31 protein-coding genes are annotated in these 25,247 nt (G+C 64.5%); 4 read left to right on the plus strand and 27 right to left on the minus strand.

From position 1 onward, the window contains the following. Positions 1-3: 3 nt before the first annotated feature. From EG799_RS08740 to EG799_RS08820, 17 genes are read right to left on the minus strand one after another with little or no spacing between them, the layout of a single operon-like run. Entirely contained in the window at positions 4-1,440 is a 1,437-nt protein-coding gene (locus EG799_RS08740; protein ID WP_123880393.1) for a conjugal transfer protein TraH, read from the minus strand. Then, a complete protein-coding gene (locus EG799_RS08745) occupies positions 1,430-2,260 on the minus strand; it encodes a conjugal transfer protein TraF (protein WP_181950888.1) in 831 nt (276 codons plus the stop codon). The genes EG799_RS08740 and EG799_RS08745 overlap by 11 nt, the downstream gene beginning before the upstream one ends. Continuing rightward, positions 2,257-3,990, minus strand: a complete 1,734-nt coding sequence (locus EG799_RS08750; protein WP_123880395.1) for a conjugal transfer protein TraN — start codon at positions 3,988-3,990, stop codon at positions 2,257-2,259. Before EG799_RS08750 ends, EG799_RS08745 begins: the two co-directional genes overlap by 4 nt. Next, entirely contained in the window at positions 3,987-4,739 is a 753-nt protein-coding gene (gene trbC, locus EG799_RS08755) for a type-F conjugative transfer system pilin assembly protein TrbC (RefSeq protein WP_123880397.1), read from the minus strand. Before trbC ends, EG799_RS08750 begins: the two co-directional genes overlap by 4 nt. After that, positions 4,736-5,749: a conjugal transfer pilus assembly protein TraU gene (traU, locus tag EG799_RS08760; RefSeq protein ID WP_039279362.1), complete on the minus strand. Its 1,014-nt coding sequence runs from the start codon at positions 5,747-5,749 to the stop codon at positions 4,736-4,738. Before traU ends, trbC begins: the two co-directional genes overlap by 4 nt. Beyond that, the gene (gene traW / locus EG799_RS08765) at positions 5,746-6,384 is read right to left on the minus strand and encodes a type-F conjugative transfer system protein TraW (RefSeq protein ID WP_407641223.1); all 639 of its coding nucleotides are present in this window, start codon (positions 6,382-6,384) and stop codon (positions 5,746-5,748) included. The genes traU and traW overlap by 4 nt, the downstream gene beginning before the upstream one ends. Further along, positions 6,381-6,902: a S26 family signal peptidase gene (locus EG799_RS08770; RefSeq protein WP_123880398.1), complete on the minus strand. Its 522-nt coding sequence runs from the start codon at positions 6,900-6,902 to the stop codon at positions 6,381-6,383. The genes traW and EG799_RS08770 overlap by 4 nt, the downstream gene beginning before the upstream one ends. Next, a complete protein-coding gene (locus EG799_RS08775) occupies positions 6,899-7,285 on the minus strand; it encodes a type-F conjugative transfer system protein TrbI (protein ID WP_234029088.1) in 387 nt (128 codons plus the stop codon). The genes EG799_RS08770 and EG799_RS08775 overlap by 4 nt, the downstream gene beginning before the upstream one ends. Then, the gene (locus EG799_RS08780) at positions 7,278-7,658 is read right to left on the minus strand and encodes a hypothetical protein (protein ID WP_123880400.1); all 381 of its coding nucleotides are present in this window, start codon (positions 7,656-7,658) and stop codon (positions 7,278-7,280) included. The genes EG799_RS08775 and EG799_RS08780 overlap by 8 nt, the downstream gene beginning before the upstream one ends. Further along, on the minus strand, positions 7,655-10,198 hold the full coding sequence (gene traC, locus EG799_RS08785; RefSeq protein WP_123880410.1) for a type IV secretion system protein TraC: 2,544 nt from the start codon (positions 10,196-10,198) through the stop codon (positions 7,655-7,657). The genes EG799_RS08780 and traC overlap by 4 nt, the downstream gene beginning before the upstream one ends. Beyond that, on the minus strand, positions 10,195-10,767 hold the full coding sequence (locus EG799_RS08790; RefSeq protein ID WP_123880412.1) for a hypothetical protein: 573 nt from the start codon (positions 10,765-10,767) through the stop codon (positions 10,195-10,197). Before EG799_RS08790 ends, traC begins: the two co-directional genes overlap by 4 nt. Continuing rightward, entirely contained in the window at positions 10,764-11,636 is an 873-nt protein-coding gene (locus EG799_RS08795; protein WP_123880414.1) for a DsbC family protein, read from the minus strand. Before EG799_RS08795 ends, EG799_RS08790 begins: the two co-directional genes overlap by 4 nt. Then, a complete protein-coding gene (locus EG799_RS08800; RefSeq protein WP_123880416.1) occupies positions 11,633-12,949 on the minus strand; it encodes a TraB/VirB10 family protein in 1,317 nt (438 codons plus the stop codon). The genes EG799_RS08795 and EG799_RS08800 overlap by 4 nt, the downstream gene beginning before the upstream one ends. Next, complete coding sequence (locus EG799_RS08805; protein WP_123880418.1) at positions 12,949-13,764, minus strand: type-F conjugative transfer system secretin TraK; 816 nt, start codon at positions 13,762-13,764, stop codon at positions 12,949-12,951. The genes EG799_RS08800 and EG799_RS08805 overlap by 1 nt, the downstream gene beginning before the upstream one ends. Beyond that, the gene (locus tag EG799_RS08810) at positions 13,761-14,330 is read right to left on the minus strand and encodes a type IV conjugative transfer system protein TraE (protein ID WP_123880420.1); all 570 of its coding nucleotides are present in this window, start codon (positions 14,328-14,330) and stop codon (positions 13,761-13,763) included. The genes EG799_RS08805 and EG799_RS08810 overlap by 4 nt, the downstream gene beginning before the upstream one ends. A 12-nt stretch (positions 14,331-14,342) precedes the next feature. Beyond that, complete coding sequence (gene traL, locus EG799_RS08815) at positions 14,343-14,630, minus strand: type IV conjugative transfer system protein TraL (protein ID WP_006834208.1); 288 nt, start codon at positions 14,628-14,630, stop codon at positions 14,343-14,345. Between the two features lie 34 nt (positions 14,631-14,664). Then, entirely contained in the window at positions 14,665-14,997 is a 333-nt protein-coding gene (locus EG799_RS08820; RefSeq protein WP_039280257.1) for a hypothetical protein, read from the minus strand. Positions 14,998-15,364: 367 nt separating this feature from the next. Here EG799_RS08820 and EG799_RS08825 point away from each other — a divergent pair, with 367 nt between their 5' ends. Then, the gene (locus tag EG799_RS08825) at positions 15,365-15,856 is read left to right on the plus strand and encodes a hypothetical protein (RefSeq protein WP_123880422.1); all 492 of its coding nucleotides are present in this window, start codon (positions 15,365-15,367) and stop codon (positions 15,854-15,856) included. Beyond that, positions 15,849-16,073, plus strand: coding sequence for a helix-turn-helix transcriptional regulator (locus EG799_RS08830; RefSeq protein WP_123880424.1), 225 nt, complete (start codon positions 15,849-15,851; stop codon positions 16,071-16,073). The genes EG799_RS08825 and EG799_RS08830 overlap by 8 nt, the downstream gene beginning before the upstream one ends. Positions 16,074-16,114: 41 nt before the next feature. Here the strand turns inward: EG799_RS08830 and EG799_RS08835 are convergent, their stop codons facing one another. The 10 genes from EG799_RS08835 to EG799_RS08875 form a co-directional block, all read right to left on the minus strand. Further along, the gene (locus EG799_RS08835; protein WP_098104451.1) at positions 16,115-16,486 is read right to left on the minus strand and encodes a hypothetical protein; all 372 of its coding nucleotides are present in this window, start codon (positions 16,484-16,486) and stop codon (positions 16,115-16,117) included. A 707-nt stretch (positions 16,487-17,193) separates the two neighbouring features. Next, on the minus strand, positions 17,194-17,865 hold the full coding sequence (locus EG799_RS08840; protein ID WP_009823986.1) for a DUF2231 domain-containing protein: 672 nt from the start codon (positions 17,863-17,865) through the stop codon (positions 17,194-17,196). 91 nt (positions 17,866-17,956) lie between these two features. Beyond that, on the minus strand, positions 17,957-18,091 hold the full coding sequence (locus EG799_RS14280) for a hypothetical protein (protein ID WP_267900630.1): 135 nt from the start codon (positions 18,089-18,091) through the stop codon (positions 17,957-17,959). A gap of 4 nt (positions 18,092-18,095) precedes the next feature. Beyond that, positions 18,096-18,827, minus strand: coding sequence for a PepSY domain-containing protein (locus EG799_RS08845; RefSeq protein WP_009823988.1), 732 nt, complete (start codon positions 18,825-18,827; stop codon positions 18,096-18,098). A 27-nt stretch (positions 18,828-18,854) separates the two neighbouring features. Further along, the gene (locus EG799_RS08850) at positions 18,855-19,373 is read right to left on the minus strand and encodes a YybH family protein (protein WP_123880426.1); all 519 of its coding nucleotides are present in this window, start codon (positions 19,371-19,373) and stop codon (positions 18,855-18,857) included. A 24-nt stretch (positions 19,374-19,397) separates the two neighbouring features. Continuing rightward, positions 19,398-20,711, minus strand: a complete 1,314-nt coding sequence (locus EG799_RS08855) for a copper resistance protein B (protein ID WP_066761575.1) — start codon at positions 20,709-20,711, stop codon at positions 19,398-19,400. Further along, positions 20,708-22,516, minus strand: a complete 1,809-nt coding sequence (locus EG799_RS08860) for a copper resistance system multicopper oxidase (RefSeq protein WP_054522842.1) — start codon at positions 22,514-22,516, stop codon at positions 20,708-20,710. The genes EG799_RS08855 and EG799_RS08860 overlap by 4 nt, the downstream gene beginning before the upstream one ends. 55 nt (positions 22,517-22,571) lie before the next feature. Then, positions 22,572-23,132, minus strand: a complete 561-nt coding sequence (locus tag EG799_RS08865; RefSeq protein ID WP_123880428.1) for an RNA polymerase sigma factor — start codon at positions 23,130-23,132, stop codon at positions 22,572-22,574. 6 nt (positions 23,133-23,138) lie between these two features. Beyond that, positions 23,139-23,573 carry a Spy/CpxP family protein refolding chaperone gene (locus EG799_RS08870; RefSeq protein ID WP_008603940.1) on the minus strand — a complete coding sequence of 145 codons (435 nt, stop codon included), beginning with the start codon at positions 23,571-23,573 and terminating at the stop codon, positions 23,139-23,141. 3 nt (positions 23,574-23,576) lie between these two features. After that, positions 23,577-23,873: a hypothetical protein gene (locus EG799_RS08875; protein WP_123880430.1), complete on the minus strand. Its 297-nt coding sequence runs from the start codon at positions 23,871-23,873 to the stop codon at positions 23,577-23,579. A gap of 133 nt (positions 23,874-24,006) precedes the next feature. On the opposite strand from EG799_RS08875, the gene EG799_RS08880 reads away from it, so the two are divergent. Together EG799_RS08880 and EG799_RS08885 are read left to right on the plus strand one after the other, a co-directional pair. Then, on the plus strand, positions 24,007-24,711 hold the full coding sequence (locus tag EG799_RS08880; RefSeq protein ID WP_123880432.1) for a class I SAM-dependent methyltransferase: 705 nt from the start codon (positions 24,007-24,009) through the stop codon (positions 24,709-24,711). After that, a complete protein-coding gene (locus tag EG799_RS08885; RefSeq protein WP_123880434.1) occupies positions 24,708-25,172 on the plus strand; it encodes a DUF411 domain-containing protein in 465 nt (154 codons plus the stop codon). Before EG799_RS08880 ends, EG799_RS08885 begins: the two co-directional genes overlap by 4 nt. The last annotated feature ends 75 nt before the right edge of the window (positions 25,173-25,247 follow it).

Raw genomic sequence — 25,247 nt, forward strand, 5'->3', positions numbered from 1 at the left:
CCCTTATGGAACGATGGAACGGGACTGCATCCCCCGCGACCAGTCGAGCGCGGCGGCCATCGACGGCGACATCGAGGCGGCGAGCATATTCTCGATCATCGCGGTCTTCTCGATGATCTGCATGATCGCGGAGACCCGCGCCTGTCCGGTGGCTTGCCGCTGGGCGAGGCTAGAGCGAACCTCGGCGACCTGCGCGCGCCAGATCGCGAGCTTGGCTTCGTCAGCCGCAATGAAACTCGCCATTGAGCGTCCAGCCTCTGCGGTGATGCGTTCAAGGATGGCATAGAGGAGATCGATGCTGGCGATCTCGGCCAGCGTGTCGCGGTCGTCGGTGGCCATCCCGCGTCCATAGGCCGCCTGCACGGTGAGGATCTTGTAGAGCGGTACCGATGCCACCTGGAGCAGCTCCTTCTCCTCGTCGCCAATCGCGGTATCGCTGCGAATGGCCTCGACCATGCTGCCGATGAGCCGGGCAACGCGCGGCCGGATGGCCTTTGCGTTCGACAGGCTCATCTGCTGGAAAGTCGGGTTGAGGCACTGGTCGGGCTCGTCGCACTGGAACACCCGCACCGACTGGCCCTGTGTGCCGTCGAGCAGCGCGGTAACCAGCGTCGAGGAGGCGTCACCGGCGAAAGGCACGAATTTGCCCGGCTCGTCGTCGCGGGGCGGCACGTATATCACCGTGCCGATCAGCGTCATCGCATATTCAGCAAGATCGCGGTCGAAGGTGCCACCGGGGTTGAAGAAGGCGCTCTGCTTAAGGACATGCCAGGTGTAGTTGCGCGGCACACCGGGATTGACGTCGGCATAGTCGGCGCCGGCACCCTCGTTGGTCGACGCACGCTGACCGCGCGTACCGCAACCATGCTTGGCAGCGGCATAGTCGGTGAAGATGCCTTCGGAATTGCCGATTGCTTCGCAGATCGCCTTGTCGGCGAGATCGCCCTTGGGCCACACGCCGCCGACCAGTCCCTGCGCCATCTCGCAGGAGTTGATCGAGAGATTGTTCATGAGCTGCGCCTTCTGGCTGAACTCCTGCATGATCTTCGAGCATTCGGGGCAGACGGTGTCGATCGCGAGGCTGAAGGCGAACCCCACCGCATTGTTGGCGACGGCCTTCAAGAGCGCGACCATCTCGCTCGCGTTGATGAAGGAGAACGACCCGGCGAAGATATCGATACCGCCGCAACCAGCGCGGGCACGCGGCAGCTGGAGATTGGCGATGTTGGTCGTCTTCTGCGGGAAGCGCGTCCAGACATTGCCGAGGCTGTAATAGCCCGCCGACTGGCCTTCGAACGCGCTCGGCCCGGTGACATTGGCCGCAGCGCCCATGTTGTCCATGAAACGGTCCATGCTGTCGCCGACGTTTGCGGCGACGGGGGACGCGACCATGCCGGCGGCAGCTATGGTGAGCGCCGCATTGCGGATGCTAGTAATCATGTCCGGCTTCCTTCGAGGTGAGGAGGTAGATGCGGTCCTGCAGCTCGTCGGCCGAGAGCACGCCGTATCCGATCGGGATCGGGCGCCTGGCCACGCTGTCCCACAGCACGAGCGCCGGGGTAATGCCGGGCTCGAGCCCCATGCGCGGCCGCTGGCCGCTTTCGACCTTGTAGTCGGGGAAGTGCCGGGACGGTCCGCCATCGGTCGAGATCGCCCGGACAGTGATATGCCAGCGGTCCGCTACCGAGCGCACGATCGGGCTCATCACTTCGCAGGCGCCGCAGGTCTGGGCGAAGAAGTAGAACAGGCCATAGCGCTCGGAAAGCTTGGCCATCACGGCATCCCGGTCGGCAGCGCGCGCGTCTTGCCATTGCTTCTTGGCGAGCGCGCCAACCGGTCTCTCTAGCGTGTAGTCGAGCTCGGGATCCTGCCAGATCGCGCGCTGCCAGACATCGGAGAACAACGAAGCCCGGTCGAGCTGGGCACGCTGGAAGCGGATATAGGCGGTGACGTTTTCCGGCGTCGGATAGAGGATCGCGCGCGCCTTAAGTTCGCGCAATTCTCCCGTGACCGCGTCGAGTTCTTGCGTGGCGGTTGACTGTGCCGGTGGTTGCTCCACCTGCGGCTCCTCTGCCGGCACCGGCCTGACGCAATAGAACCAGTAGCCGAGCCTGCGCTGTTCGCAGTAGAGGCTGTCTGCCGAGGCAGCTGGCTCTGCCTGGCGCGCTTCCTGGGCGACTGCCCGAACGGGAAGCAGTGCAGCGAGACACATGGCCAATACTGGGAGCGCCAGCATCAGCAGTGATTGGCGGCGCGTCATTGGCCACTCCTTGCGTAATAGTCTGCGATTTTCTGCTGGATGAGGATGCTGGTCTCGAGCTCGTCGGGGAGCCGCGCAGCCTCGGTGAACTCGGCATAGACTTCACTGAAATCCATCTGGCTGAGGTCGAGCCGGGCGAACTCGTCGAGAGTGAACCCCTCGCACTGCTCTTCCTTGGGCTTGTCCCAGGGCTCGGGCAGCTGGCGCCGGCCCTGTTCCTGCAGGATTCGCGAGAGCTTGCTCTCGAAGCAGCAGTAGACCTTCTTCTTGGTCAGGCAGACGCCGAGGAACTTGTCCGAGCAATAGGTCCCCACATAAGCGCACAGCCCCTGCGCATCGCGTTCGTGGAGCAGCACTTCCTCGCGGCTGCAGCCGAGCGCGACGAGCAGGCTGATGCCGGGGATGAGCGGGAAGCCCTTGCCCTTGCAGCAGTTGAGCACGCCGAAGACCTTGGAGGAGCAGGTGTTACGCGTGCCGCGGAACAGCGTCAGCGTCTCAGGATCGAACTGGCCGCGAGCCTCGTCCATCGCATGGAGCGCGGTAACAGCATCCTTGAACTCGTCGTTCGCAGTGCGCTCGATCGTCTCGCAGCTGCCGTCAATGCAATAGACATCGCCGTCGCAGACATACTGGGTGGAGCTATCGGTACCGGGAAGCGGGCACTCGTAGATGCGCTCCCAGGTCTCGCAGGGGTCTTCGTCGGTAACGCATTCCTCACGGACAAAGCGGCAGGTTCCCTGGCTTTCGAGGTCGGAGCAGTCGGTCGCCGCTTCGCGGGCGATGCAGGTGTAATTGCGTTGCCATTCCCAGCAGGGGCGTGTGACAGCGACGCCATCGACCACGCGGGTCTGCGGATCGGTATCGGTGCAGATCTCGGCATCGAGCGTACAATCGCTATTGCCTGCGAGACCTGTGCACTGGCTTTCGTCCGGGGTCGTCGTGACGGCGGTCGCGGTCGTTATCCGGTAGGGCGTTTGGCCTGCGACCTCTTCGTCGCAAGTCAGCTCGGTTAGCGGATCACCGGGTTCGGTGCACCACTTGCGCCCGCCGGACCAACCCCACTGCAAGCAAGGACCATTGCGGTGTCCGGTCACCCGGCAAAGAGCGCCCGAGAATTCTTCGCAATCCGGCTCACCTGACAGGTTGAAGCTGCCCAATGGGCTGCAAAGGTAATGATATTGCGGTTGCTGGCTGACCCTGGCGACGAGCGGCACCGTGCATTGGCCTGCCGACTGATCGATCCGTGTGCCCGTATTGCAGGTGGCGGTGTAGGTGCCCGCCGAGCCCGAACCTGGCGGCAGCGGAACGCACGATCCCTGGCTGCCCGAAATTGCCATGCCGCTGGTGTAGTCGAGCGGCGTCTCGTTGATCGCGAGGCTGCGGGCAATCACGTCCTCGACCTCGTTCGGCTCGAACCTTGCGCGATTGGCCATGCTGTCGCGGATCGTCCGCATCGGCGTGCTGGTTGTGGCAGCGCTGCGCCCGCGGGCCTCGATCTGGTCGGGATCGCGCGCAAGATCCTGCAGGTCGCGCGTCGCTTGCGGATCGAAATTGGGAACGCGCGCCGCGTCGGGATTGGTCGTTGCGGCATCGCGCGCCTCGCCCAGCAGCTCGGTGGCAAAGTCCTTCCCGTCAGCCCTTGCCGCATCGCGGGTCTGAGCGTGAAGGGAAGCCGCGCTTACGAGGGCGACGAGTGCCGCAAGGAGATTGGCAAGGGTTCTGCCGGTCATGGCCGTTCCTCCGTGGAGAGCTGGCGCAGGTGGAGGCGGGCAAGCTCGGCGCCCGGACCCTTGCCCGAGGCAAAGGTCTCGAGGACTTCGCCTACGCTGATGTTGCCGGCGATACGGTCGTGTGGCGGCACCTCGCTGGTGCAATCGAACCCGTCGCATGGGCTGAACTCGGTGCTCAGCATGACGAAGCTCGGTGCGGCCTCGATGTTAAAGGCGCGGAACAGCCTTGGATCAATGCCGAGCGAGCCGGCCGCGTTGCGGGTGCTCCAGATGGCAGCCAGGCGCTTCTTGAACGCCTCGCTGTTTCCTTCCGGGAAACCGCGCAGCACGGTGACGCCTCCCGCCCTGGTCATGTCATGGACCAGTGCTTTCAGCGCCTCGGGCGGCATCGACAGGCTGGCAAAGGCAATGAAGCGGGGGGCTCCTCCGAGCGATGCCTTCTCGGCGGCGGCTTGCTCCGCGATCATCGCGTCGAAGTCGAGGACGGCGTTTGTCTCGATTGCCTCGATGCTGTCCGCATAGGCTGCGCGATTGGCCTGCGCTTGCGCCTGGATAGTCTGTGCGTCCTCGGTCAGCGCCTCGGCGCGCTGGCGGACATTGGTGCTGAGCGCCTGCGCATCGTCGGCGTGTTCGGCCGCACGCTCGCGGATCGCTTCGAGATCGATGCCTTCGGGCGCGCTCTGGGCGAGAGCGAGGCCACCGAGGGTGACGGCAAGGCCGACGGGCAAAAGAAGGAGGTGTTTGGTCATAGCGCGCAGCAGTTCCGCTTGCGCCAGACGAGGTATCCCATGTCTTCTCCGATGGCGGGGATGACCTGTCCGGCCGATTGAAAGGTGGTGGAGGCGCCGATGGGCGGGCAGGCATAACGGCCCGAGGTCGCCGGGTTGGGGTTGGTGGCCTGGAAGCGGTATTGCTGCTTGCGCATCACCGGCATCAAATATTTGCCGCACAGGCCCTTGGACCCCATCGTCCCCCAGGAGACGAGTTCGCGGTGGAGCTTGTAGGCAAAGCGCGAGAGCACGAGCCGCGAGGCCTGGACGTGGCCGATCGAGGCCGAGACATTGCCGTTCATCGGATACATCGACCCCTGGCAGCCCGCACACCAGAACATCTCGTCGATCGGCAGCTTCGCGGTCGAGGCGACGCAGTCGGCCGCACAAGCGGCGAGCGCCAGCGGGTTGGCAAACAGCACGGCTTCGGGGTTGATGATCGCGGTGAGCTCGGAATCCTGCCACAGCGGATCGATCTCGGAGATGTAGAGAATGTCGATCGAGCCCGATTCCAGGCACAGGAAATCGGCGACGATCTCCATCCAGTAGATCAGCGGATAGGCATACCAGTGGACATGCCAGCTCGAATAATACTGGCTCGCGCCGCCCACCGCCGATGGACCCGAGATCGAGCGGAAGCCGATATCGAAGCCCGGATCGAGTTTCATGCCGCCGAGGTTCACGAAGCACCACGGCTTCATGCTGACATCGGCAAGCCGCACGGGTTCCCAGAAGCCCATCGCGATCCCGGGCCTCAGACCGCACAGGCACACCGGCAGGTCGGGGTTGTCGGGATCGGGCCGGCTCGACGGCCAGATGTCCAGCCCGCCGATCGAGATCGGGAACAGGCACGACCAGCAGATGTCGGTGATCGGGTTGACGAAGCTCCCGGTGCAGCGGCCGGGACCGGCATCGGCCATGGCAGGCGTTGCGGTGGCGAGACCAAGAATGGCGGCCAGAACGAGCGCCAGCTTTCTTAAGTGCGTCATTGGGCTGCCCTCCTTTTCGGTGGCAGCGCGATTTCGCTGACCTCGAGCAGGCGGCCCTGCTGGCGCACGCGTGCGGGCACCGACCTGATCCCGAACCTTTCCGTGAGTTTGCCGCCCTGGTCGAAATAGAAGCGGCGCTGACGGGCCTTCATCAGCTCGAGCGGCGCGCCCTTCACCAGGATCAGCTTGGCATTGGCGTCCTGCTTGAGCGCCCAGGAGAGCTGGTCGGGATCGTCGCCGTCGAGGAACAGGAGATCGGCGCGAAGGCCGACGCTGTCGAGCGGATTGACCCTCGTGCCAGCGGCATGGATCAGCTCGCCTTTTGCCCCGCGGATGTCGGCAGCGAGCGTGATCGTCGGATCGAAGTGCCAGCGTCGGGCTTCGCTGGCCCGGACGATCCCGGCGACGGGGTCGGGCCGGCCCACCCGTGCGATCGTGCGGCGCTTCAGGTCTTCATTGAGCCGCGCGGTCTCGCCCGAACGTTCCATCTGCGTCAGGCGGGAATGGATCTGTTCGAGGAGGTCGCGCTCGATCACGGGAAACACCGTGCCGCGCTGGCCATAGTCGCGCGCCAGCGCCTCGGCAGGGCAGAGCAGGACTGCAAGCAGGACCGCAGGGAGGATGAGCTTGCTCACAGGATCGCCCTTCCGCTGCCGAGGATCTGGCCGCGGCAGACGAAGCCGATCTCGGCGTAGCGGCTGTCGAGGCCGCGGGGATGGCTGGTCCCGGTATAGAAGCACCCGTCGGGGATCGGTCCTTCGGGGCCTTCATGAAGCGCAATGCCGAGACGGGTCTCATCGAGCCGCGCCGCGATCTTTTGACCGTTGATGAAAACCTCGTGGCCACGGTGGCTGACGACATCGCCCGGCACGCCCAGCACCCGCTTGCCGAAGAGCTGCGCGCCTTTCCCGAAATGCGCTTCGACGAGCTCGCTTGCCGGCGGCTCGAAGAAGATCAGACTGCCGCGCTCGATCCGCGCATGCTTGTCGAGCCAGAACGCCCAGTTGGGCAGGCTCGGGCTGGCATTGATGAGCAAGGCATGGTCTTTCGCGAAGGCGTCGACCGCGCCCCATCCGAGGGGCAGCAGCACCAGTCCGGTCAGGACGAGCGGCCGTTTGATCGTGCGGACAAGACGAGAGGCAAACTGCGTCACTGACCGCCTCCCTGCCCAAGCTGGCGGGCGATCCGTGCGCGCAGTTCATCGGTAGCATCGGGGGCATCGCCCGCGAGCACCGCTTCGCCGACCAGCACCACGCGGCCATCGGCCCCCATTTCTGCAACGGCACGCTCGGACGCCTGGAGGAAGGCGAGCACGCGCGCCTGACTGGCTTCGGGATCCTGCTCTGCTCGCGCTTCGGCATCGACGAAAGCCGCGATGGTTTCGGCAAGCCGGACGGTGACGATCTGCTGGCGCGGCTCGGACAGCTCGCGGCTGACCCAGGCCGTCCAGAGCAGCGCGGCCACGAGCGCGAGCACGCCGAGAATTCTGAGCAAAAGCGGGCGATTGAGGGATGGTAATCTGCGTGTGTCAGTCACGGTTCGCCTCCCGGGCCGGATGGTTGTCGAGATCGGCCGCGAGCCGCTTCAGGAAGCGCGGCATGCGAACCAGCGTCACCGCGCCAGCGAGGACGAGGAAGCAGCCCTTGAGGTCCTGGCTGAACAGACTGCGACGCAGGCCGTCGGCTTCAAGGTAGCGGTCCGACAGATTGGCGAGCTGGGTGAAGAGGCCGCCAAGGTCCCAGCCTGCAACGAACAGGAACAGCGCGAGCGGCAATCCCAGCACGATCAGCAGCGAAGTCGCGGCAAAGCGCGCGGTCTCGATGAGGACGAAGCAGCTCCCTTGCAGGAACGGCAGCAGGCTGCGGAGGTTTGCCGGTGGGGTCCGGTCGGCGAGATGCGAGACCATCATTGTCCGCCTCCCGCCACGATGCGAATGGCATCGGCGAGGCTGTGCCCACGCCGCTCGCAGTCCTGGATCGCGGCATAGGTGTCCGGATCGGAGGAGTAGATCGTCGCCGAGAAGGGATCGAGCACGAGCCGGCCGACCGCCTCGGTCTCGGGGCCCTTGATGAAGACCTCGCTGTACTCGGTACCCGAACGCTTGAGGCTGCGGATCAGCGTCTCGGTGCGGTCGTCCATGTCGAGCCGAGCGTTCGCCCTGAAATCGGCGATCGTCTCGGCCTTCTGCTGGAGCACCAGCATCCAGTCGCTGTTCTCGAGCGCGGCGCGCGCGCCATCCGACTTGTAATAATCATTGAGGGACTGGGTCGCGGTGGCGAGCGCGCCGCCATATTTGCGCGCGGTGCGTGCGTAGGTCTCAACGAACTCGCCCATCGAACCACCCTTGAGCATGGCCCAGGCCTCGTCGATCAGCAGCAGCTTCTTGGTTGCTCGCGACGAGCGCGTCATCGCCTGGCTGGTCATGAACATGATCGCCGAGAGGACGACGCTGCGCAGTTCCTCGCGGCTTGCAAGGTCGCTCATCTCGAAGACGGTGAAATCATCGTCGAGCGCGAAGCTCGCCTTGCCTGCAAAGAACCCGCCGTAGCTACCACCGCGGCAGAAGGGCGCGATCGCGGTGGCGAGATCGCGGCCCGCCTCGCTCTCCGAGCCATGGAGCGCGTGCGCGACATCGTCGACCGATGCGCCGCTTCCGAGGGCCTCCCAGGTCGCGGTTACGGCCCGGTCGATCAGTCCGCGTTCGGTGTCGCTCGGCGCGGTACCCGGACGCGCCATCTGGCCGACAATCGCCTTGATCATGGCAAAGCAGTCGAGGCGGTAATCCTCGTCTTCGTGCGCGCGGGCATCATCGACCATCGAGAAGGGGTTCAGCGAGAAGCCCGAGGCGAGCGTGAACTCGACGAAGCGTCCGCCCTGCAGTTTGACCGAATGCTCGAAGCTGCGCCCGTCGTCGATCACCACGACCTTGGCGCCCGCACCGCGCAGGGCGGCGCAGAGCTCCTGCAGCAGCACCGACTTGCCCGAGCCCGACTTGCCGCAGATCGCGATATTGTGATTGCCGGCAGTGTTTTCGAACGGCGACCACCAGAAGGGCTGGCCGCGCCGGCCAACGAGCAGGAGGTGCGGGATCACGCCGCCGAGATATTCCCCCTGCATCGGCGCGATATGCGCCGCCGTCGTCGAGAGCATGGTCTTGAGGCGCTTCAACCGCGCCATGTCGTCGGCGAGGCCATCGGCGAGGCTCAGGGGAAAGGCAGCGACGAGGCCCTGCAGCTGGAGGAAGCGCTCGTCGGCCAGATCCCAGCCCGCCGCCTTGTAGATCGCCTTGATGATGCGTTCGTGCGCGTCGCCCTGGCCGAGCGGCGAGATGCTGGTGAGCCCGTAGAACAGCTTGACGAGCTTCTTGCCAGCCTGGAGTTCGGCCTGGACGTGGCGCCATTCGGCCGACTGTTCGGCGAGTTTGGGGAGAAAGCGCGCGCTCTTGGTCTGGCTGAGGCTGGTCGTGCGCATGAACTTGAAGCCAGCGCGCGCCGAGGCGGCTTCCTGGTCGGGGTAGACGAGGCACAGCATGGTCGCCGTCGGACAGGGGAAGCGCAGCTTGTCGGTGAACATGTCGCCGATGAGCCGCGCGCATTCCCAGGGCGCCCAGCGCTCAGGGGTAGAGCGCACGGCATAATGCCGCACGTCGAAATGGTCGGGATAGCATTCGCCGACTTCGGGATTGCCCTCCTCGTCTCGGCCGGTCTCGCGAAAGCGCTCGGTCCTGAGGATCAGGCGATCGTCGCCGACCTCGAGTTCGATGTCGCGGCGGATCGCTTGGGACTGGAGCGTATCGTGCGGGTTCCACGCATGGATGTCGGTCTCGTGCGCGGTGGTCGGCGAGGTAAGTTCGTCGATCAGCGCCAGCAGCCCGCCTGGACGCAGCTCTTGCGCGAAGAGGCCGAGCGAATGGAGCATGCCCATCAGCCCTTCGCGGCATTCGGAAAGTTCTGCGTCGGTTACGCTGCCGGGCACCGGCACGCCGAGCGAGACGATCAGCCGGACGTTGCGCGCGTGGAAGGGCGCATGCGCCGAGCCCGAAGTCCAGACGAGATCGTAAAGGCGGCTGGTGCGCGCCTTGGCGATGGCCTCGTAGATCCCGCCCTGCTCGTAGCGCGGAGCGAACCAGGGGCCGACCACGCTGCCGATCCGCGGCGATGCGAAGTTCAGGACCTGGAGGCAGGCGCCCTGCGGCAGGCCCTCGGAGAAGAACTGGCCGAGGATCTCGCCGGTCCGTTCGTCGGCCCCGATCAGCGGGGTGACTTCGAGCACAAAGCCCTTGGAGCGGGCGTTGCGGTAGAGCTTCGCCCCCTCGTCATAGACCCGGTAGGGCAGCCAGTCCGAAAGCATGTCGAGTCCGAAATGTGCTTGCGGATTTTCAGGCCGAGCCGTGTCGGCAAACAGGCCCCGCGAGAGTGCGTCGCGCGCGGCAGCAAGGGATAGCGTCACTGGCTCTCTCCTTCAGTCATGTCAGGGTGGGGGACCGGCTCGCGGGGAGGGGAAAACGAGCCAGGTCCCCCGGGTTCCGGCACGTCAGCGCCGGGCATCGCCGGAACGGGCTGCGAGGGGATGAACAGCTGTTCCGGCAATGTGTCTGTTGGTTGGAAATCGGTTGCGGGGTTGCTCTCGCGCGTCGCGGCAATAGTCGATGCCAGCGAGCGCAGGACTTCGCGGCGGCCCTGCGGGGCGCGCCAGCCTGTCCCTGCCTGTTCGGGCAGCGTCAGGTGAACGACGCGCGCCTCATGGTCGCGGCCCGCCGCGTCACGGTAGGGCGTCAGCACGACCTGCAGGCGGCGAACCGCTTCGCCGGTCGTGGTCACCGCCCGCTGCACGTCAGACGTGTTGGCCTTTTCGATGCCGGTCGCCCCGGCATCGATCGCGGAGGTCGGCGCGCAGGTCCCTTCGGGAGCGCGGCAGGCGAAACTGCCTTTGACGTTTCCGCCAAGGCTGGCGCAGCCACTGGCCAAAAGGAGCGGCGCGGCGAGTACCACGGCGCGAAGGATCGGGAGCCGGTTCATTGCGCCTCTCCCTTGCCCTCGGCGACGAAGCGGCGGATCGCCGCGGCATCGCGGTAGCCATGAAGCACCGCCCCATCGCGGGCGCGCACGATGACCGGAGTTCCGGCAAACCCGTTGGCCTTCGCGAAGGCTTCGTTGGCATCGAGTGCCTTGGCGTCCTTGCAGGTCTTGGCACTCGCCGGCGCCTGGCCGGCGTAGGCTGCATGGAGCGCCTTTGCCGGATCCTTGGCGCATAGCACGGCCTCGGAAATCTTGCGGCTTGCCGCGCCGAAGATCGAGATTGGTCGCTCTTCGACATAGACCTTTGCCTTGACGAGTTCGGCGGTCAGGCGCTGGCAGTAGCCACACTGGAAATCCGAGAAGACGACCAGGCGTTCGCCCTTGGGGTTGCCCCAGTGGATCGCGCCGGCAACCGGAAGCGACGAGAGGTCGACATGGCTGGCGGCCGCCTGGACAGGCGCTTCGTCGCGTCCCGCCGGCGCATCGCTGGCTACGCGTGCCGCACCGGCCGCGAGCAGGTCGGGATTGAGTTCGAGCAGGCGGGCGGCGGTCACGTCGCGCCGCTCTTCCATGTCGTAGAGACGGCCCACGAAGAGATAGCGGGCGGTCTCGTCGATGTAGAACAGCGTGTCGCCCGAGACGACTTCGCACCAGGGGCCAAGCGTGTCGCAGCTGATCGCATCGATCGGGGTCTTGGGCAGCCGCAGTTTCAGTGCCTGCGCGACATCACTCGCCATGCCCGCAGCGCTCGCAGGCATCGCAGTGACGGCAGAGACGCCGAGCGTCAGCACGGCGGCGGCGCTCGAGAGGGCAAGGGCAAGGTGGGCGGCGCGGGCCTTCAGGCTTGGCGGCGAGTCATTGTAGATCATTTGGAGGGGCTCCTGACGTGGACGCCGTCGAGAAAGACGATCTCGACCTCGATGCCGGTCGGCATCTCGACGACGGGTTGGTATTGTTCGGCGCGTTCGATGAGGTATCGGCTGACGGTGTCGGCGGCTTCGCCGGCACCCTGGCCAAAGCCACCGGCGAGGATGTCGGTCGGCGACAGCGCCTCGCGCTGACCGTTGGCGCCGACCTGGCCGGTGAATATGCCGTTGGCGTTGGCGGAAAATCCGCGCCCGAAGCCGCCAACGATCCCGGCCAGCAGCGCTTGGCTGACAAGGCTGCCTTCGCGGCTGACCACGCGGCCACGCACACCCGACTTTCCGGCAAAGGAGATGAACCCCTTGACCTCGCTGACCGCGAAGCGGCCACCGGGCTGCGCGCAGGTCATGCGCACCAGCTTGACGTAGACCTTCTCGGCCGAGAGATCGCCGCGCGCCGCGCCATTGACGAGGCAGCCGGTAATGTCGGTGGTGAGCAGTTTGTTGCCGCGCATGACCGAGCGGGCCGGTCCGGTGATCCGGAGCACCACGGGAAGCGGATCGCTCTGGCTGGCAACGCCGGTCGAGGCGTCGACGCCCACGATGACCGTTGCCGGTGCGTAGCTGTTAGGCGGCAGGTAATCGCGGCTCGCTTCGAGCAGCAAGGCTGGCGCAGTCTCTGCCGCACGCGGCTTGCCGTCCTTGCCCGTCTCCGCGCCGAAACTCATCAGGCTGAGCTGCCCGCCCTGCGGTTCCGGCGCTCCTTGCGGTGGCTGGACAGCCCCGCCGGTGCCGACGCCGGGACCATAGGCCGGTGGTGGCGGCAGCGGCGGCGCGGCGGCCGGCACCTTCGCAGCGTCGCTAAGCTGTGACCGCAGATTGGCATTCTCGGCCGAGATCGCGTCGATCGCTGCCTGGCCGTCGGAGCGCATCTGCGCGTTCTCGTTGCGCAGCGCTTCGAGCTCTTGCTCGATCTCGGGGCGCGGCAGCTGGGCTTGCTGCAGATCCTTGATCGCGCGGCCCTGTGCATCGAGCCGGTTGCCGTAACTCGCAACGAATTCGCGCTGCGAGAGGTTGCGATTGACGAGGCCGCCGGTGTCGATTGTCGCCGCACCATTGACATCACTGCCGCCCTCGTCGCCATCGCCGCCGAAGATGAACATCCCGCCGCCGATAAGCGCGATGGCCCCGATCCCGGCGAGCAGCATCTTCTGGCGCTGCGCGATCTGCGAATTGAGGTTGCGCCGTCCGCTTTCTCGCGCTTCCGGCGAGCCCGGCAGAGGCCTCTTCTCGGCGTCCTTCTGTGTTGCCTCGGCCATCAGTCGAGCCCTCCCTTGGCGAAGACAAGGAAGGCACTGGTCGCTTCACCGGGAGCGAGTGCATCGCGGCCATAGGCGAAGGCGAGCGCGCCTGCGGGACCTTCGCGCTCGGAGCCAAGCGCAAGGCTCTCCTGGCCGAGGTTGCGTACGAGGAAGCGCTGTCCGGTGAGTTCATCGCCCTGGTATTCGGCGACGAGCTGGACCTCGATCCCGCCGGTACGGCGCGGAGCAGACAGTTCAGCGCGAGCAGTGAACCCGGGCAGGACTGCATCGCTCGCCATCGCCTCGATCAGGCGGATCGCAGCGTCCTCGGGTCCGGTCTCGGCCTCCCATTCGGTAGCCGCGGCTTTAGCGAGCGCGGGATTGGTGATGAAGAGCTGGGTCGCTTCCTCGCCGCCAAGGCGGCAGGCGAACTTGTAGACGTAGCCCGCCTTGCTGGTCGCAAAGAAGCTGACCCGACCTGCGGCAAATTGCGGGGGCACGGAGATATAGATGTCTCCACGCACCGGCTCGTGCGTCACCTGGAAGTCGTTGTAGGGAAAGCCGCTCGCGATCTTCGAGACATTGGCGAAGCCGTCATCGATGAGCGCGATCCGCGTGAGTTCGCCGCGAGCGAGCTCGCAGTCGATGGTCGCATTGTCAGCGGCTTCGACGAACTGATCGGCATGTGCCGGGACCGGCGCGAGCGCGAAGGCGAGTACGGCGAGGCCGGTCAGCTTGAGCCCTGAATCGGGGCGCCTTGTCGCGCCGATCGCGAAACAGGCAAGGCCGGTTCCGGCAAGCGCAGCAGCGAGGGGAGATGGGAGAAGGCTCATTGGCCGGGTTCCTCCTTGTCGGTGGGAAGTTGCTCGAAGCCGGCGAGCGCGACGCTGAGACCACGCTTCGACCAGCGGAAACGGAAGGAGCGGCGCTGGCTCGCGATCACCTGCGCGCCGACGAAGGTCTTGAGCGTGCCGGTGACGGTCGAGGTCAGGGCCTTGGGATCGACATGCATTTCCGCGATCACGAAGGCCTGGCTGATGTCCGAGCCGCGCTGTTCCTCGACGATTCTGACGAGCTCGGCCTTGAGGCGGCCGTGCGCGGCGGGATCGGCGAGCTTCAGGATGCTCGCCATCCAGTAGTCGAGGCTTTCCGGTGCCCGGTTGAGGAGCATCAGCGCCGTGTCGCGGGTGACGAGCTCGAGATAGGGCGCGTCGATCCCGCCGCTCGAGACGGTGATCCGCTCGGCGGTAATCGGCACCAGCACCACCTGCTCGTCGCGGGTTACCGCGGCGCCGAGGCTGACCAGCGTGGTGAGGCCCAGGACACCTGCCAGCACGGCAAAGCGGTTGCGTTGCCGAAGGTAGGTCTGCGCCTGTTCGTGCGCGAATTCTGCTCGCATGGGTCGTCTCCCTCAGCCCGCCAACAGGCGGCAGTGGGAGGGCGGCGTGGCTTTCAGCCCGAGAAAGCTCCCGGGCAGGTACCAGTACGCAGCATGCACGAGTGCCGAACCGGCGCCGCGTGCCTTTGCCTTCCGCAAGGCAAGCCAAGCTCCGGCGGCCAGGCCGATACCGATGAAGATATGCTGCGAGAGAATGCCCCAGGCGAAGGGAATGAGGATCCCTGCAAACTCGTCGATGGTCCAGAAGCCGATGAGCTCCGGGTCGTCGAGCCGCCGTGGAACGAGGTACCTGTCAGCCATGATGCCGCCCTCCTGTCGTGACCGGATCCGCTGATCAGATGACCGCGGTCACGACCGAGGTGACGATCGGCACGCCGGTGCCGACACCGATCCCGACGCCGACCGGCACAGCGACCTGGCCGAGCGAGAAGCGCCCGGAGGCGAGACCGATCAGACCGCCCGCGAGGCTGAGCACGGTGATGATCTTGCCGCCCGAGCCTTCGAGAAAGTCGGTGAACTTGGTCAGCGCGGGATCGAAGGTAGTGTCGGCGCCGGCAAAGGCGGCGCCGGCGCAGGCCAGCGCCACGCAGGCGGGAAGAATGTAGTCGCGGCCACGAACGCGGTTGAGCGTGCGCTGCTGGACCGGAAGGGCAGTCTTGGTGGTCATGGATGGAAACTCCGAGGGATTGAACATCAGCCAGCGATGCGTTCGCTGTATGTTCTTTCCTCTCCCCGGAGCCGGGCTGTAGGAAATCGGGAACTGGATTTTGGGGCTGCCGACCAAGCGAAAATCGACATCGGGTGGTGCGATGGACGGGATTCGCGCAGGCTGATGGCACAGCAGCGCCGACTGTGCCGACTTCTGCGCGAAGGGAGCCGCGATCTGCGCGAACACGACCGGAATTCGCGCGAATCACCGAAGGAAGCTGATTCGTCCCTTCCTCCATGTTCTCCAAGTGTTCTTTTCGTTTTCCTACAGGCTTCCTTCGCGGGTAGCCGGTGAGTCGATCACCTCTAGAGATAAGGATTCGTCGATGACCAACATGGCGCTCTTTGCCGAACAACAGGTTCGCGCCGACCTCGCCCGGCTGCTTCTGGCCGCTGTCGAAGCCAGCGGCCGTGCCCGCTGCGACATCGCGCGCGACGCGCAGATCCATAAAGATGCTCTGCGCCGCGTCCTTGCCGGCGAACGCTCGGCCAGCCTCGGTGAAGCCTTGCGCATTCTTGCTGCGAGCGGCGTCGCGCCGCACGCACACCTGCTTCTGTTCCTCGTCAGCAGCGGCGATCATGCGATCGCGTGGCTGCAGTCTGACCTCGCGCAATTCTTCGAGGACTTTTCCGGCGAACTGCCCTCGGCGCTCGAGCGTGTCCTGGGCAACCAGCTTCACGATGTGAAGCCGCGCTGGGCTAAGGGCACGGCGCACCGTGTTGCACGGCTCCTCTCCGACCACATCGATGAACTTGAACGCAAGGACGTCCTGCTTGGCGATGTCTTCGCCGGTGCCGAAGGAGGCCATCGTGGGTGAAGAGATCGACAAGGGAGCGACCGAAACCCGCCGGGTGACGCGGCTTATTCGCTTGCCCGAAGTGCAGCACCGCGTCGGGCTTGGCCGTTCGACGATTTATCGCTGGATGAGCGAGGGCAAGTTTCCGAGGCCTGTGCAGCTCGGAGGATACTCGGTTGCGTGGGCGGAAAGCGAGATCGACGGGTGGGTGGCCGATCGAATTACGCACTCGACATAGCCACCTCGACGTATCCCCTGTGACCAATAGAAAGCGCTTAGCTACCGTGCAGTAGATTGATCAGCTGGGGAGGGTGCCTCGCGAAGCCGGCGGGCGCGCTCGACGAAGTGTTCCATCTGCGTGGCAGCGTGCAAGGTAAGCGGATGCGGCTTCGCATCGGCACGCGGGGATATGAATTCCGCGATTTCTTCGATTGCTGCCAGCTGATTGGCGCTGGCCTTCGACAGAAGGCCGAGCACCATGTTCTCAAGGGCGATCACCCTGATGCGCAACTGGATCATTTCGGCATCGGAAAGTGGCGGAATATCCCATTTCTCACAATCGGCAGCGAGCGCTTCCTGCGGCCCGCAGGGCAATGCCCCGCCTTCGTCTTCCCAGCGCGACAGCGCACCGGCTTTTCCCGTTTCCGACATATGCGGTTCCTTTCATAAGCACCGAGGCGATTGTCTGCGCGCTGCTCACATAGCACAAAGCCATGCCGGGACGCGCCTGGCACGGCGACAGCGAAGCCGGGCAAACGGAACCCCGCGCGTCGGGTTGGTTTGCACGCGGGGTTCCTGAACGGCCCCTTGGGGGCACCTGCGACCCGCAGGGCGTCGGGGGGAGGCGGGGCCGTCCTTTCCTGATCTTGCGATGTTCGTTTGTGTTTTTGCCGAGGGTATCTCCTGGATAGCCGTGTCACCGGGAAACGCGTCCGATCACATACCTTCCATGTCGTGATCGGCCATCGAGGACATGTCATGACCCGCATGGGGATCGGCCGGCTGGGTCGCCTCGCTCGCGGGTTGCGTGCGTGTTGCTGGAGGTGCGGGTGTGGCGGTTGCGCGTGATGCGGGCGGGACAGCGCGCCGTGACGCAGGCGTGGCGGCGCCAATTGTCGAAAGAGCGTCCTCCCGAGCGGTCGCTGCCTCATCTTTGGAGGGAGAGGCTGCCGGATCGGCAAGACCCGCCTCGGGTGCCGTGCCAGCCACCACCGCAGCTTCGCCCATAGGCGAAACCTCAGCAGCCGGTGTGCTCTCCTGCGCTTGGTCACAAGCGGCGAGAGCGAACGTCAATGGCGCGGTCGCGAGAAATGCTATCGCGGTGTTCGATTTCAGAATTCGCATGTTATTCAACTCCTTCAGAGCCACGAAACGCCAAGATGGTCCGGTCCGTGCGCGAGCTCGCCGCCAAGGAACCCCTGGATGAGAACGAGTGCCGCCATGGAGAAGATCGACGCGCGCAACCATGCGCGGCTCTGGCTCGGCCTGCTCGCGAGGTATGCCATCGCAATACCGAGAACCGCGATCAGCATACCGGTCCATCGATGGACTTGCATGACAGTATCGCCGCCGAACCACAGACCGGTGTGAATCCATCCGAACAGAACTGCGACGACTGCGCCGATTGCTCCGCCGTAGACGAGTACGCGCACCGCACTTTCCAGGCCCGCTCCTTTCCGGCGCATCACGAACAATTCGGTGGCCGCAGCCATGAAAAACAAGGCGATCGGGAAGTGGATCGTTGCCGGATGCAGCTTTTTCAGTACGGCCATGACGCCGGTTTCGCTCTCATCCGCATGGCCACCGGCCTCGTCATGGGCTGCGCCCGCTTCATCGTGCGCGCCGGAGGACTCGCCAGCATCCGCAGTCTCGCCCATCTGCGCCATGGCCGCCTGGTCGTGCACATCGCCATTGGTGGCAGCAGGCGCGGCGCTCGCCTCTTCGCCGTGCTTTTCGTCGCCATGAGCCTGAACGGGTCCGACGAAGAGCAGGCTTGCGGCGAGCAGCGCCAGAAATGAGGGGGCTTTCATGTCTCGTATGTCTCCCGACCCTGCAGTTAAAGTGCGACCTATGTGCCTGATACGCACGGCAGCCGCGTGCCCCTCGCATTAATTTGATAGTTCAGCGCGACTGAAGTGCGCCCGGGTGGTCACGCTTGCTGGCGGCATCATCGCGATCGTCGAACGCATTCGGCTCCTGGCCGCGTTCGGCCTGGCGAACGAGGGTAAGGCGTTCGCCCACGCGAATAAGCCCCATGGGCTCAGGCGAGCTTGCTCTTCTTTGCGCGGCGGCGCAGCCTCGGCATCCGGTTCGCCAGCAGGACGAAACCCGACAGGGCTATGATCGTGCCGCCAATGCCGAACAGCAGCAGCCACCAACTGTTGATGCGGTCGCGCTCGGTCCAGTCCATGATGTGGAGGCCCCAGATGAAATCGAACAGGCGCCATGTATCGCTGCGCGCCGCCCCGAGCGTGCCGCTGGCGGCATCGATGTAGATGCGCGTCGAAGCCTCGTCAGCATAGGTGACCTGCCAGGCCGGAAAAGGGCCGCGAAACTCGGTTCCGATGGGGTCATCGACGATCCGTGCGGCCTCGATGGTCGTGCGCGGCCCGGTCCATGCGCGCAAGGCGATGGATTTTGCCGTTGCCGCCGAGATGGGGGAGAGTTTACGCCCAGTCACCGGATCGTGGAGGCTCACGCTACCGTCAACCTTGCGGACCTCGGTCACGGCATCGCCGTCGAGCGAACGTGTCGTTACCGCTGCAAGAGTACCGTCGTTTGCGACCCAGGCCGGGAGCGGGGCATCGGCGGGCAGCGCCTCTTGTTCACGCGAAACGACATGTTCGGAGCGAACTTCTTCCAGGTCGAGAAACGACATGAGGGCGCCGGTTCCCATCCACAAGAGAACCTGGACACCGACGAAAATCGCCAGCCATTTGTGGATCTTGCTGCCGAGCACATGCAGGCGCAGCTTCAGCGACGGCGTTGCCAACCGGTGCTACCTCTTCGAAAGCCGTAATCAGTTGCGCGGCGCGCGCGACGAGGAATGGTACTGGACGATTCTCCACCCGTCCGCATCGTGAGCAAGCACCGATGTCGCCACGCCGTCGCGCTCGATCACCCGGCCATCGCTAAGTTCGATGCGATAGCCATACGTCTCATAGGCATGGGCCATGTGCCCCATCCGGGTGACGGTCAGCGTGGGGTCGGTAAAGGTGAAGCTCACAATCGCGCCGAGCTCGGGGCCCAAATGGTGCTCCATGTAATTGGCAAAGCTTCCTTCGGCCTTGCCATTCTCGAAGATCGCCGAGTCCTCGGCGAAGAGCGCGCGCATTGCCTGCGCGTCGCGCGCTTCAAGAGCGGTGCGATAGGCCTTGAGGGTTTCTTCAGCGCCCGCGACATCGTCCGCCGAAGCGTCCATCGCGTGCATCTGATGGTTCGCATGGGAAGAGTGGCCCATCTGCTGCGCGAAGGCTGGCAGCGGTATCAGCGTGGCAACAAGCGCAGTCGCCGCGATGCGTGTCAAAGTCTTGGTCATGGTAGTTCTATCCTTTTTGAGATTTCAGAACCAGAATCGCACACCGACGACATAATTGGTGACGCTCGGATCCTCTCCGGCGGCCCGCGCAAAATCCGCGCTGTCGCCGATGCGCCATTCCTGGGAAACGCCGACATAGGGCGCGAATTCGCGTGCGAACTCGTAGCGAAGACGCAGACCTGCCTCGATCCGGTCGAGGCCAGCGCCAATGCCGAGTTCGGGAATATCCTGAGCGGAAAGTGCGATTTCGGCACGCGGTTGAAGGATCAGCCGCTGCGTGATGCGCTGATCAAGTTCGCCCTCAAAACGCGCCGTCACATCGCCCTTGGTGGAGACGAAGGCCGCGGCATCGACCTCGAACTGGTAAGGCGCGATCCCTTGGATACCGATAACCGCGTGCGTGCGTTCCGGACCGGTCAGGTCCTGGCGAACACCCGCCTGGAAATCGAAGAAGGGCGCAATGGCGCGGCTCCAGAGCGCCTGGACCTCGGCGCCTTCTATGGGTTCGCCGAAGCTGCCCTCACCCTCGGACTTGAACCAGAATTTGTCGATGTCGCCGCCATAATATCCCTGGATGTCCCACAGATATCCATCCTTCCCCTCGCGGGCGCGGTACTCGAGCCGGTCGCCCTGAAACCAGAAGCGCATTCCTCCGTCGGTCTCGCGGACAAGCTCGCGGCGCGCTTCGTTCATGGCTTCCTCGCCCCAGATGGCGACCGCCGCGCGCGCTGGGCCGCTCCCTGCTTCTGGAGGAGGCGGCAGCAGCGGGATATCATCGTCCGAGCCCATCTGCATCGCCGAATGGTCCATGCCCTGCCTGTCCTGCGAAGGCGTCTCCCCATGGTTCATCTGGCTGTGATCCATCTGCCCATGGTCCATCGACGAACTGGCCTCCGCCTGACCCATCTCGCCGTGATTCATCTGCGAATGATCCATCGCGCCTTCGGCGGGCTTGCCCTGCGGCATCGAGCCGTGATCCATTCCTTCATGACTTTCGGGCGATGCCTGTGGACGGGCAGCGTCCACAGGCATTGTCATGCCAGAATGGCCATCCTGAGCGGTCATCGCACCATGATCCATGGTTGAGTGATCCATCTGCGAGCGGTCCATGGCGGCTTCAGGTTGAGCAGCCGGTTCGCATGCTCCATCTGCAACCGGATGCCCCATCGCGCGATGGCGCTCGGCTTCTTCCTCGCACTTCGTCTTCGCGTCAGCCTGCGCCTCGGCGCTTTGCTGCGGCTCCGCCGGCGAATGACCGGCATGCTGCGCCGCCGCGGGGGAGGCGAGAACTGAGCCGGCTGCGACCGATGCGAGCAGGCTGACAATACGAATTTTCATGCTTCGCTCCCGTCGGGATTGGCGACCGTGACGATCTGAAACATCCCGGCATGCATGTGGTAGAGAAGGTGACAGTGGAAGGCCCAGTCGCCCGGCTCGTCCGCCGTCAGGTCGAACTGCGCGCTGCCACCCGGCTGCAGGATTACCGTGTGCTTGAGCGGTTGACGATCGGCCGGCGCGCCATTGACCAGCTCGAAGAAATGACCGTGCAAGTGAATGGGGTGCGCCATCATCGTGTCGTTGACGAGCTTCACGCGCACGCGCTCGTTATAGGCGAAACGGATCGGCTCGTCTGAGACGGCGGAGAACTTCTTGCCGTCGAACGACCACATGTAGCGCTCCATATTGCCGGTCAGATGAATTTCCATTCGCCGGGACGGCGTGCGGCCCTCGCGGTGTGGAGTCAGAGCGCGCAGCTTGCGATAGTCGAGCGTACGATGCGGCACATCGGCGAGACCGATGCCGGGATCGCCCATGCGGTCGACCGGGTTCATCGAGACCATGTCGAGACCGGGCCCGACCTTCACATCGGGCGGCAGAAGCGACGTGTCGCGCATCTGCATCCCCGACATGCCGGCCATGCCTGCCATCTCGGATTGGCCGGACGAACCATGATCCATCCCCGCCATGTCGCCGCCACTTCCGTGGTCCATGCCCGACATGCCGGCATCGCCAGACGAGCCGTGGTCCATGCCGCTCATGCCCATGTCGGCCATGGTCAGAAGCGGCGGATCGCGCAGCGGCGGAATGGCGGCGCGAGCGCCGGGTGCGCTCGCGAGTGTGGCAATACCCATGCCCGAGCGGTCCATCGACTCCGCGACCAGCGTGTAGGCTTGTTGCGCGCCCGGCGTCACGACGACGTCGTATGTCTCGGCCACACCGATCTGGAACTCGTCGACCTCCACCGGCTCGACGTTCTGCCCGTCCGCCTGAACGATGGTCATCGGCAGGCCGGGAATGCGAATATTGAAGAAGGTCATGGCGCCGGCATTGATGAAGCGCAGCCGCACGCGTTCGCCCGGGCGGAAGAGGTATTCCAGATTGTCGAGCGGGCCATGGCCGTTCAGAAGATAGGTATAAGCCGCGCTCGACACGTCGAGGATGTCCGTCGGCATCATGCGCATTTTCGCCCACATCCGGCGATCCTCGCCCGAAAGCGGGTAATCGTCGGTCCAGGTGTTCTGGTTGTAGTTGAAGTAGCCTTCGCCCTTCTTGAGCTTGTCGAAAATCGTGTGGGGCGACATTTCGCTGAATTCGCTCAGCACCACGATATATTCGCGGTCGGCCTGGACCGGATCGGGTCCGGCGGGGTCGACCACGATCGCGCCGTAATGCCCGGCCTGCTCCTGCAGGCCGCTATGCGAGTGCCACCAGTAGGTACCCGACTGGCGAACCGGAAACTCGGCGGTGAAGGTCTCTCCCGGTTTGACGCCGGGGAAGCTCACGCCGGGCACTCCATCGAGCTGAAACGGCACGAGCAGACCGTGCCAGTGGATCGAGGTATCTTCCTCGAGCTGGTTATGGACATTGAGCCGGACGGTCGTGCCTTCCTGCAATCGCAACAGCGGACCAGGAATAGTGCCATTGACGGCGATCGCGCCGCCGCGCCTGTTGCCGGTCGCGAAGGCCGATCGGGCAACGGTGAGGTCGATATTGGGGCCGGATATCTCGTCCAGCCCCTTGCGGGCGTTACCTGCGAGGATGTCCGCGCCCCGTGCCCAGGCAGGCATCGCCCCGGCAAGGCCGAGCAGACCCATTCCTCCTGCTCCGGCTCCGAGAAACTTGCGTCGATTGACGGCGATCATAAAGGGCTCCTGACGTGGCGTTTACCGTTACTTACGCGCGCGCCCAGCCAACCCCTCAAAGTTTTTCGAAGCGCTCCTTCAGCCTGTTGCGCGCGCGGTATACGCGGGTTTCGATCGCCTTTTCGGTCGTTCCGAGAAGATCGGCTGCCTCGGCCTGGCTACGCCCCTCGATGGTCACGAGCACGAGGGCTTCGCGCAGCCTTACGGGCATTCGTGCGATCTCGGCCTGAACGAGATTGAGCTCTTCCCTGGAAACGGCCAACGCTTCAGGACCCGGCAAATCGTCGGCGATGGAATGGAGTCCGTCATCACCCGACAGTCCGAAAAAGCCCGCGACCTTGCGCCTGCGCAAACGGTCCCGGCAGCGGTTGAGAACGACGGTTGTCAGATAGGGTCCGATCGGCTTGTCCGGATCGAGCCGATGGCGCGTCAGCCACACCGAAGCGAGGCTGTCCTGAACAACGTCCTCGGCCTGAGAAGGAGAGGAAAGCATGCGTGTCGCAAGCGCGAGAAGCCGACCGGTTTCATGCTCGACGAGCTTGCTGAAAGCCCGCTTGTTACCGGCCCTCACCTGCGAGACAAGGGCCTCATCCGGAGTGTCGCCCGCCCCCGACATGGCGCTTCAGTCGCGCGGGTCGCGGGTCAGGGCGTCGGAGACCTTGCGGTCGAACTGGCGTTGCTGCTCGGGTTCGAGAATTTCACGCATGTCGAAGACATGCCGTACCGTTGCTTTCTGCAGATCGCCCATACGCGCATGCACCTCGTCGATCGCGGCCGAAACCTCGGGACCGTACTCGTGCTCATTTTCCATCGCCTGGGCGAGCCGGGCATTGGCTGCGCGCGCCGATCCTTCGAGCCGTGCCCTTTCGACAGCGAAACGGGCCTCGAGCGCATCGAGACGCTGCTCCTGGTCGGCCGTCAGGGTGAGCTCGTCGTGCACGAAATCGTGGAGGCCGGAGCCGGCCTCGTGATTGGCCCAGCGATCCGCGGCAATCGCGCCGAGGCATCCTGCAAGTGCTGCGAGAAGCACCGCGAGAACGATATGCGTCGTCTTCAAACCCTATTGCTCCACATGGAGGAGCGCCGATGGGGACAGCTGTTCGCCGAGGATAAGACCCTCGCCAAATGACGCGGAAGACGTGCCATAGCCGCCGGGCCAACCGCTCGTTCCGGCGCCAGCTCCAAGCCCGACGACGAACAGACCGACGAACAGAGCCGTCCGGCGGCGTCGGTCGGCGATTTCGCCAAGCTGTCCGGCGCGCTGCCAAACGCCATCCATGAAGTCGGCGGGGACCTCGCTGGTGCCGGTGGCGGAAAGGGTTCCGAGCACCGCATCAAGAGAGTGATTGTCACGCATCCGAAAAACTCCTGTGGGTTGCACGTGTCCTATACGCGCTCGCCTGCACAATCCCTTAAACTTCTTTTTTTGAGGGAATGTCCACCGCCATACGTAACCGAGACGGGTCTGTCAGAATCGGGTCGAACCCGGGATGAATGGGAACCAGCTCGTGAACAATATCACCGCACCTGAAGATCACGGCGAATTTACGCCTCTTCTTGGCAAGAGCTTTCTGACGCCCCTTTACGACCGGGCGATCGGTCTGTTCACCCGCGAACATCTCTGGCGACAAAGGATTGTCGAAGAACTGCACCTTGTCCCCGGCGACCGGGTGATCGATGTTGGCAGCGGAACCGGCACTCTTCTCAAGGCCTTGATGACGGATTGTCCGGAAGCGGGTCTGATCGGTGTCGAACCCGACCAGGAGGCGCTCGCGCTTGCGCGGCGCAAGTTTGGCGCGGGAGCCGATCTCGTGAAATGGCACAATGGCTTTCTCGAAAGCCTCGAGCTGCCCGCAGGGTGGCGGCCGAACAAGATCGTCAGCAGCCTCGTCCTGCACCAGGTTCCCTTGCGCAAGAAGCAGGCAATCCTGGAAACCATCGAAAGCTTGCTCGTGCCAGGCGGAACCGTGTTGATCTCCGATTATATGAAGCAGGATAGCCCACTCATGCGGAGCCTCTTCCGGGCGACCGTCCAGTCGCTTGACGGCGTAAGCGACACGCAGCCCAGCGCCGACGGCGAGGTCGAAAAACTATTCGCCGAAATCTTCACCGAGCCATGCCTGCTCCACCGGTTCCCGACGGTGACCGGGACGATCTCGCTATGGCGCGGATACAAGAAAGGAATTGCACAATGATCTGGAAAAAGCCTGCCCTGTTCCGGCGATCGATTAGCGGCGCGGCCTTGCTCGTGCTGGCAGCCTGTTCGAACGTGGCACAGGCAGCGACCTATACGATGTTCCGGGATCCAGGATGTGGGTGCTGTCTCAGCTGGGCAGGCCATGTCGAAGACGGGATGAACACGAAGGTGGCATCGGTCGACAGCAACGACATGGCGGCGATCAAGACCGCGCGGGGCGTACCCCAAGAGTTATGGTCATGCCATACGATGGAGGTCGATGGATACATCATCGAAGGTCACGTGCCTGCAGAAGCCGTCGCCAAGCTTTTGCGCGAACGGCCCGCCGGCGTTGCCGGCCTCGCGGTTCCGGGAATGCCGCTGGGATCTCCCGGCATGGAGGCAGGAGACCGGGTGCAGCCCTTCGAGGTCATCGCCTTTGGTTCAGCCGGACGGAGCGTCTTCGCGTCCTTTCCGTGAGTGTGTGGAACCACACCATGCGTCACCGTGAAAGGGATGAAGGTGATGAAGATTATTTGCGGGAAGCGACACAGA

Source organism: Aurantiacibacter spongiae (assembly GCF_003815535.1).
Classification (GTDB): domain Bacteria; phylum Pseudomonadota; class Alphaproteobacteria; order Sphingomonadales; family Sphingomonadaceae; genus Alteraurantiacibacter; species Alteraurantiacibacter spongiae.

What these genes read in the sequence shown, in the direction of transcription:
- EG799_RS08880 (WP_123880432.1), top strand. Translation starts at nt 24,007, where the DNA reads ATGAATGGGAACCAGCTCGTGAACAATATCACCGCACCTGAAGATCAC.
- EG799_RS08855 (WP_066761575.1), bottom strand. Translation starts at nt 20,711, where the DNA reads ATGAAAATTCGTATTGTCAGCCTGCTCGCATCGGTCGCAGCCGGCTCA.
- EG799_RS08740 (WP_123880393.1), bottom strand. Translation starts at nt 1,440, where the DNA reads ATGATTACTAGCATCCGCAATGCGGCGCTCACCATAGCTGCCGCCGGC.
- trbC (WP_123880397.1), bottom strand. Translation starts at nt 4,739, where the DNA reads ATGACCAAACACCTCCTTCTTTTGCCCGTCGGCCTTGCCGTCACCCTC.
- EG799_RS08875 (WP_123880430.1), bottom strand. Translation starts at nt 23,873, where the DNA reads ATGCGTGACAATCACTCTCTTGATGCGGTGCTCGGAACCCTTTCCGCC.
- EG799_RS08820 (WP_039280257.1), bottom strand. Translation starts at nt 14,997, where the DNA reads ATGACCACCAAGACTGCCCTTCCGGTCCAGCAGCGCACGCTCAACCGC.
- EG799_RS08745 (WP_181950888.1), bottom strand. Translation starts at nt 2,260, where the DNA reads ATGACGCGCCGCCAATCACTGCTGATGCTGGCGCTCCCAGTATTGGCC.
- EG799_RS08825 (WP_123880422.1), top strand. Translation starts at nt 15,365, where the DNA reads ATGACCAACATGGCGCTCTTTGCCGAACAACAGGTTCGCGCCGACCTC.
- EG799_RS08795 (WP_123880414.1), bottom strand. Translation starts at nt 11,636, where the DNA reads ATGATCTACAATGACTCGCCGCCAAGCCTGAAGGCCCGCGCCGCCCAC.
- EG799_RS08800 (WP_123880416.1), bottom strand. Translation starts at nt 12,949, where the DNA reads ATGGCCGAGGCAACACAGAAGGACGCCGAGAAGAGGCCTCTGCCGGGC.
- EG799_RS08860 (WP_054522842.1), bottom strand. Translation starts at nt 22,516, where the DNA reads ATGATCGCCGTCAATCGACGCAAGTTTCTCGGAGCCGGAGCAGGAGGA.
- EG799_RS08805 (WP_123880418.1), bottom strand. Translation starts at nt 13,764, where the DNA reads ATGAGCCTTCTCCCATCTCCCCTCGCTGCTGCGCTTGCCGGAACCGGC.
- EG799_RS14280 (WP_267900630.1), bottom strand. Translation starts at nt 18,091, where the DNA reads ATGGGGCTTATTCGCGTGGGCGAACGCCTTACCCTCGTTCGCCAGGCC.
- EG799_RS08810 (WP_123880420.1), bottom strand. Translation starts at nt 14,330, where the DNA reads ATGCGAGCAGAATTCGCGCACGAACAGGCGCAGACCTACCTTCGGCAA.
- EG799_RS08885 (WP_123880434.1), top strand. Translation starts at nt 24,708, where the DNA reads ATGATCTGGAAAAAGCCTGCCCTGTTCCGGCGATCGATTAGCGGCGCG.
- EG799_RS08840 (WP_009823986.1), bottom strand. Translation starts at nt 17,865, where the DNA reads ATGAAAGCCCCCTCATTTCTGGCGCTGCTCGCCGCAAGCCTGCTCTTC.
- EG799_RS08780 (WP_123880400.1), bottom strand. Translation starts at nt 7,658, where the DNA reads ATGATGGTCTCGCATCTCGCCGACCGGACCCCACCGGCAAACCTCCGC.
- EG799_RS08750 (WP_123880395.1), bottom strand. Translation starts at nt 3,990, where the DNA reads ATGACCGGCAGAACCCTTGCCAATCTCCTTGCGGCACTCGTCGCCCTC.
- EG799_RS08790 (WP_123880412.1), bottom strand. Translation starts at nt 10,767, where the DNA reads ATGAACCGGCTCCCGATCCTTCGCGCCGTGGTACTCGCCGCGCCGCTC.
- EG799_RS08850 (WP_123880426.1), bottom strand. Translation starts at nt 19,373, where the DNA reads ATGACCAAGACTTTGACACGCATCGCGGCGACTGCGCTTGTTGCCACG.
- traL (WP_006834208.1), bottom strand. Translation starts at nt 14,630, where the DNA reads ATGGCTGACAGGTACCTCGTTCCACGGCGGCTCGACGACCCGGAGCTC.
- EG799_RS08835 (WP_098104451.1), bottom strand. Translation starts at nt 16,486, where the DNA reads ATGTCGGAAACGGGAAAAGCCGGTGCGCTGTCGCGCTGGGAAGACGAA.
- traU (WP_039279362.1), bottom strand. Translation starts at nt 5,749, where the DNA reads ATGACGCACTTAAGAAAGCTGGCGCTCGTTCTGGCCGCCATTCTTGGT.
- EG799_RS08865 (WP_123880428.1), bottom strand. Translation starts at nt 23,132, where the DNA reads ATGTCGGGGGCGGGCGACACTCCGGATGAGGCCCTTGTCTCGCAGGTG.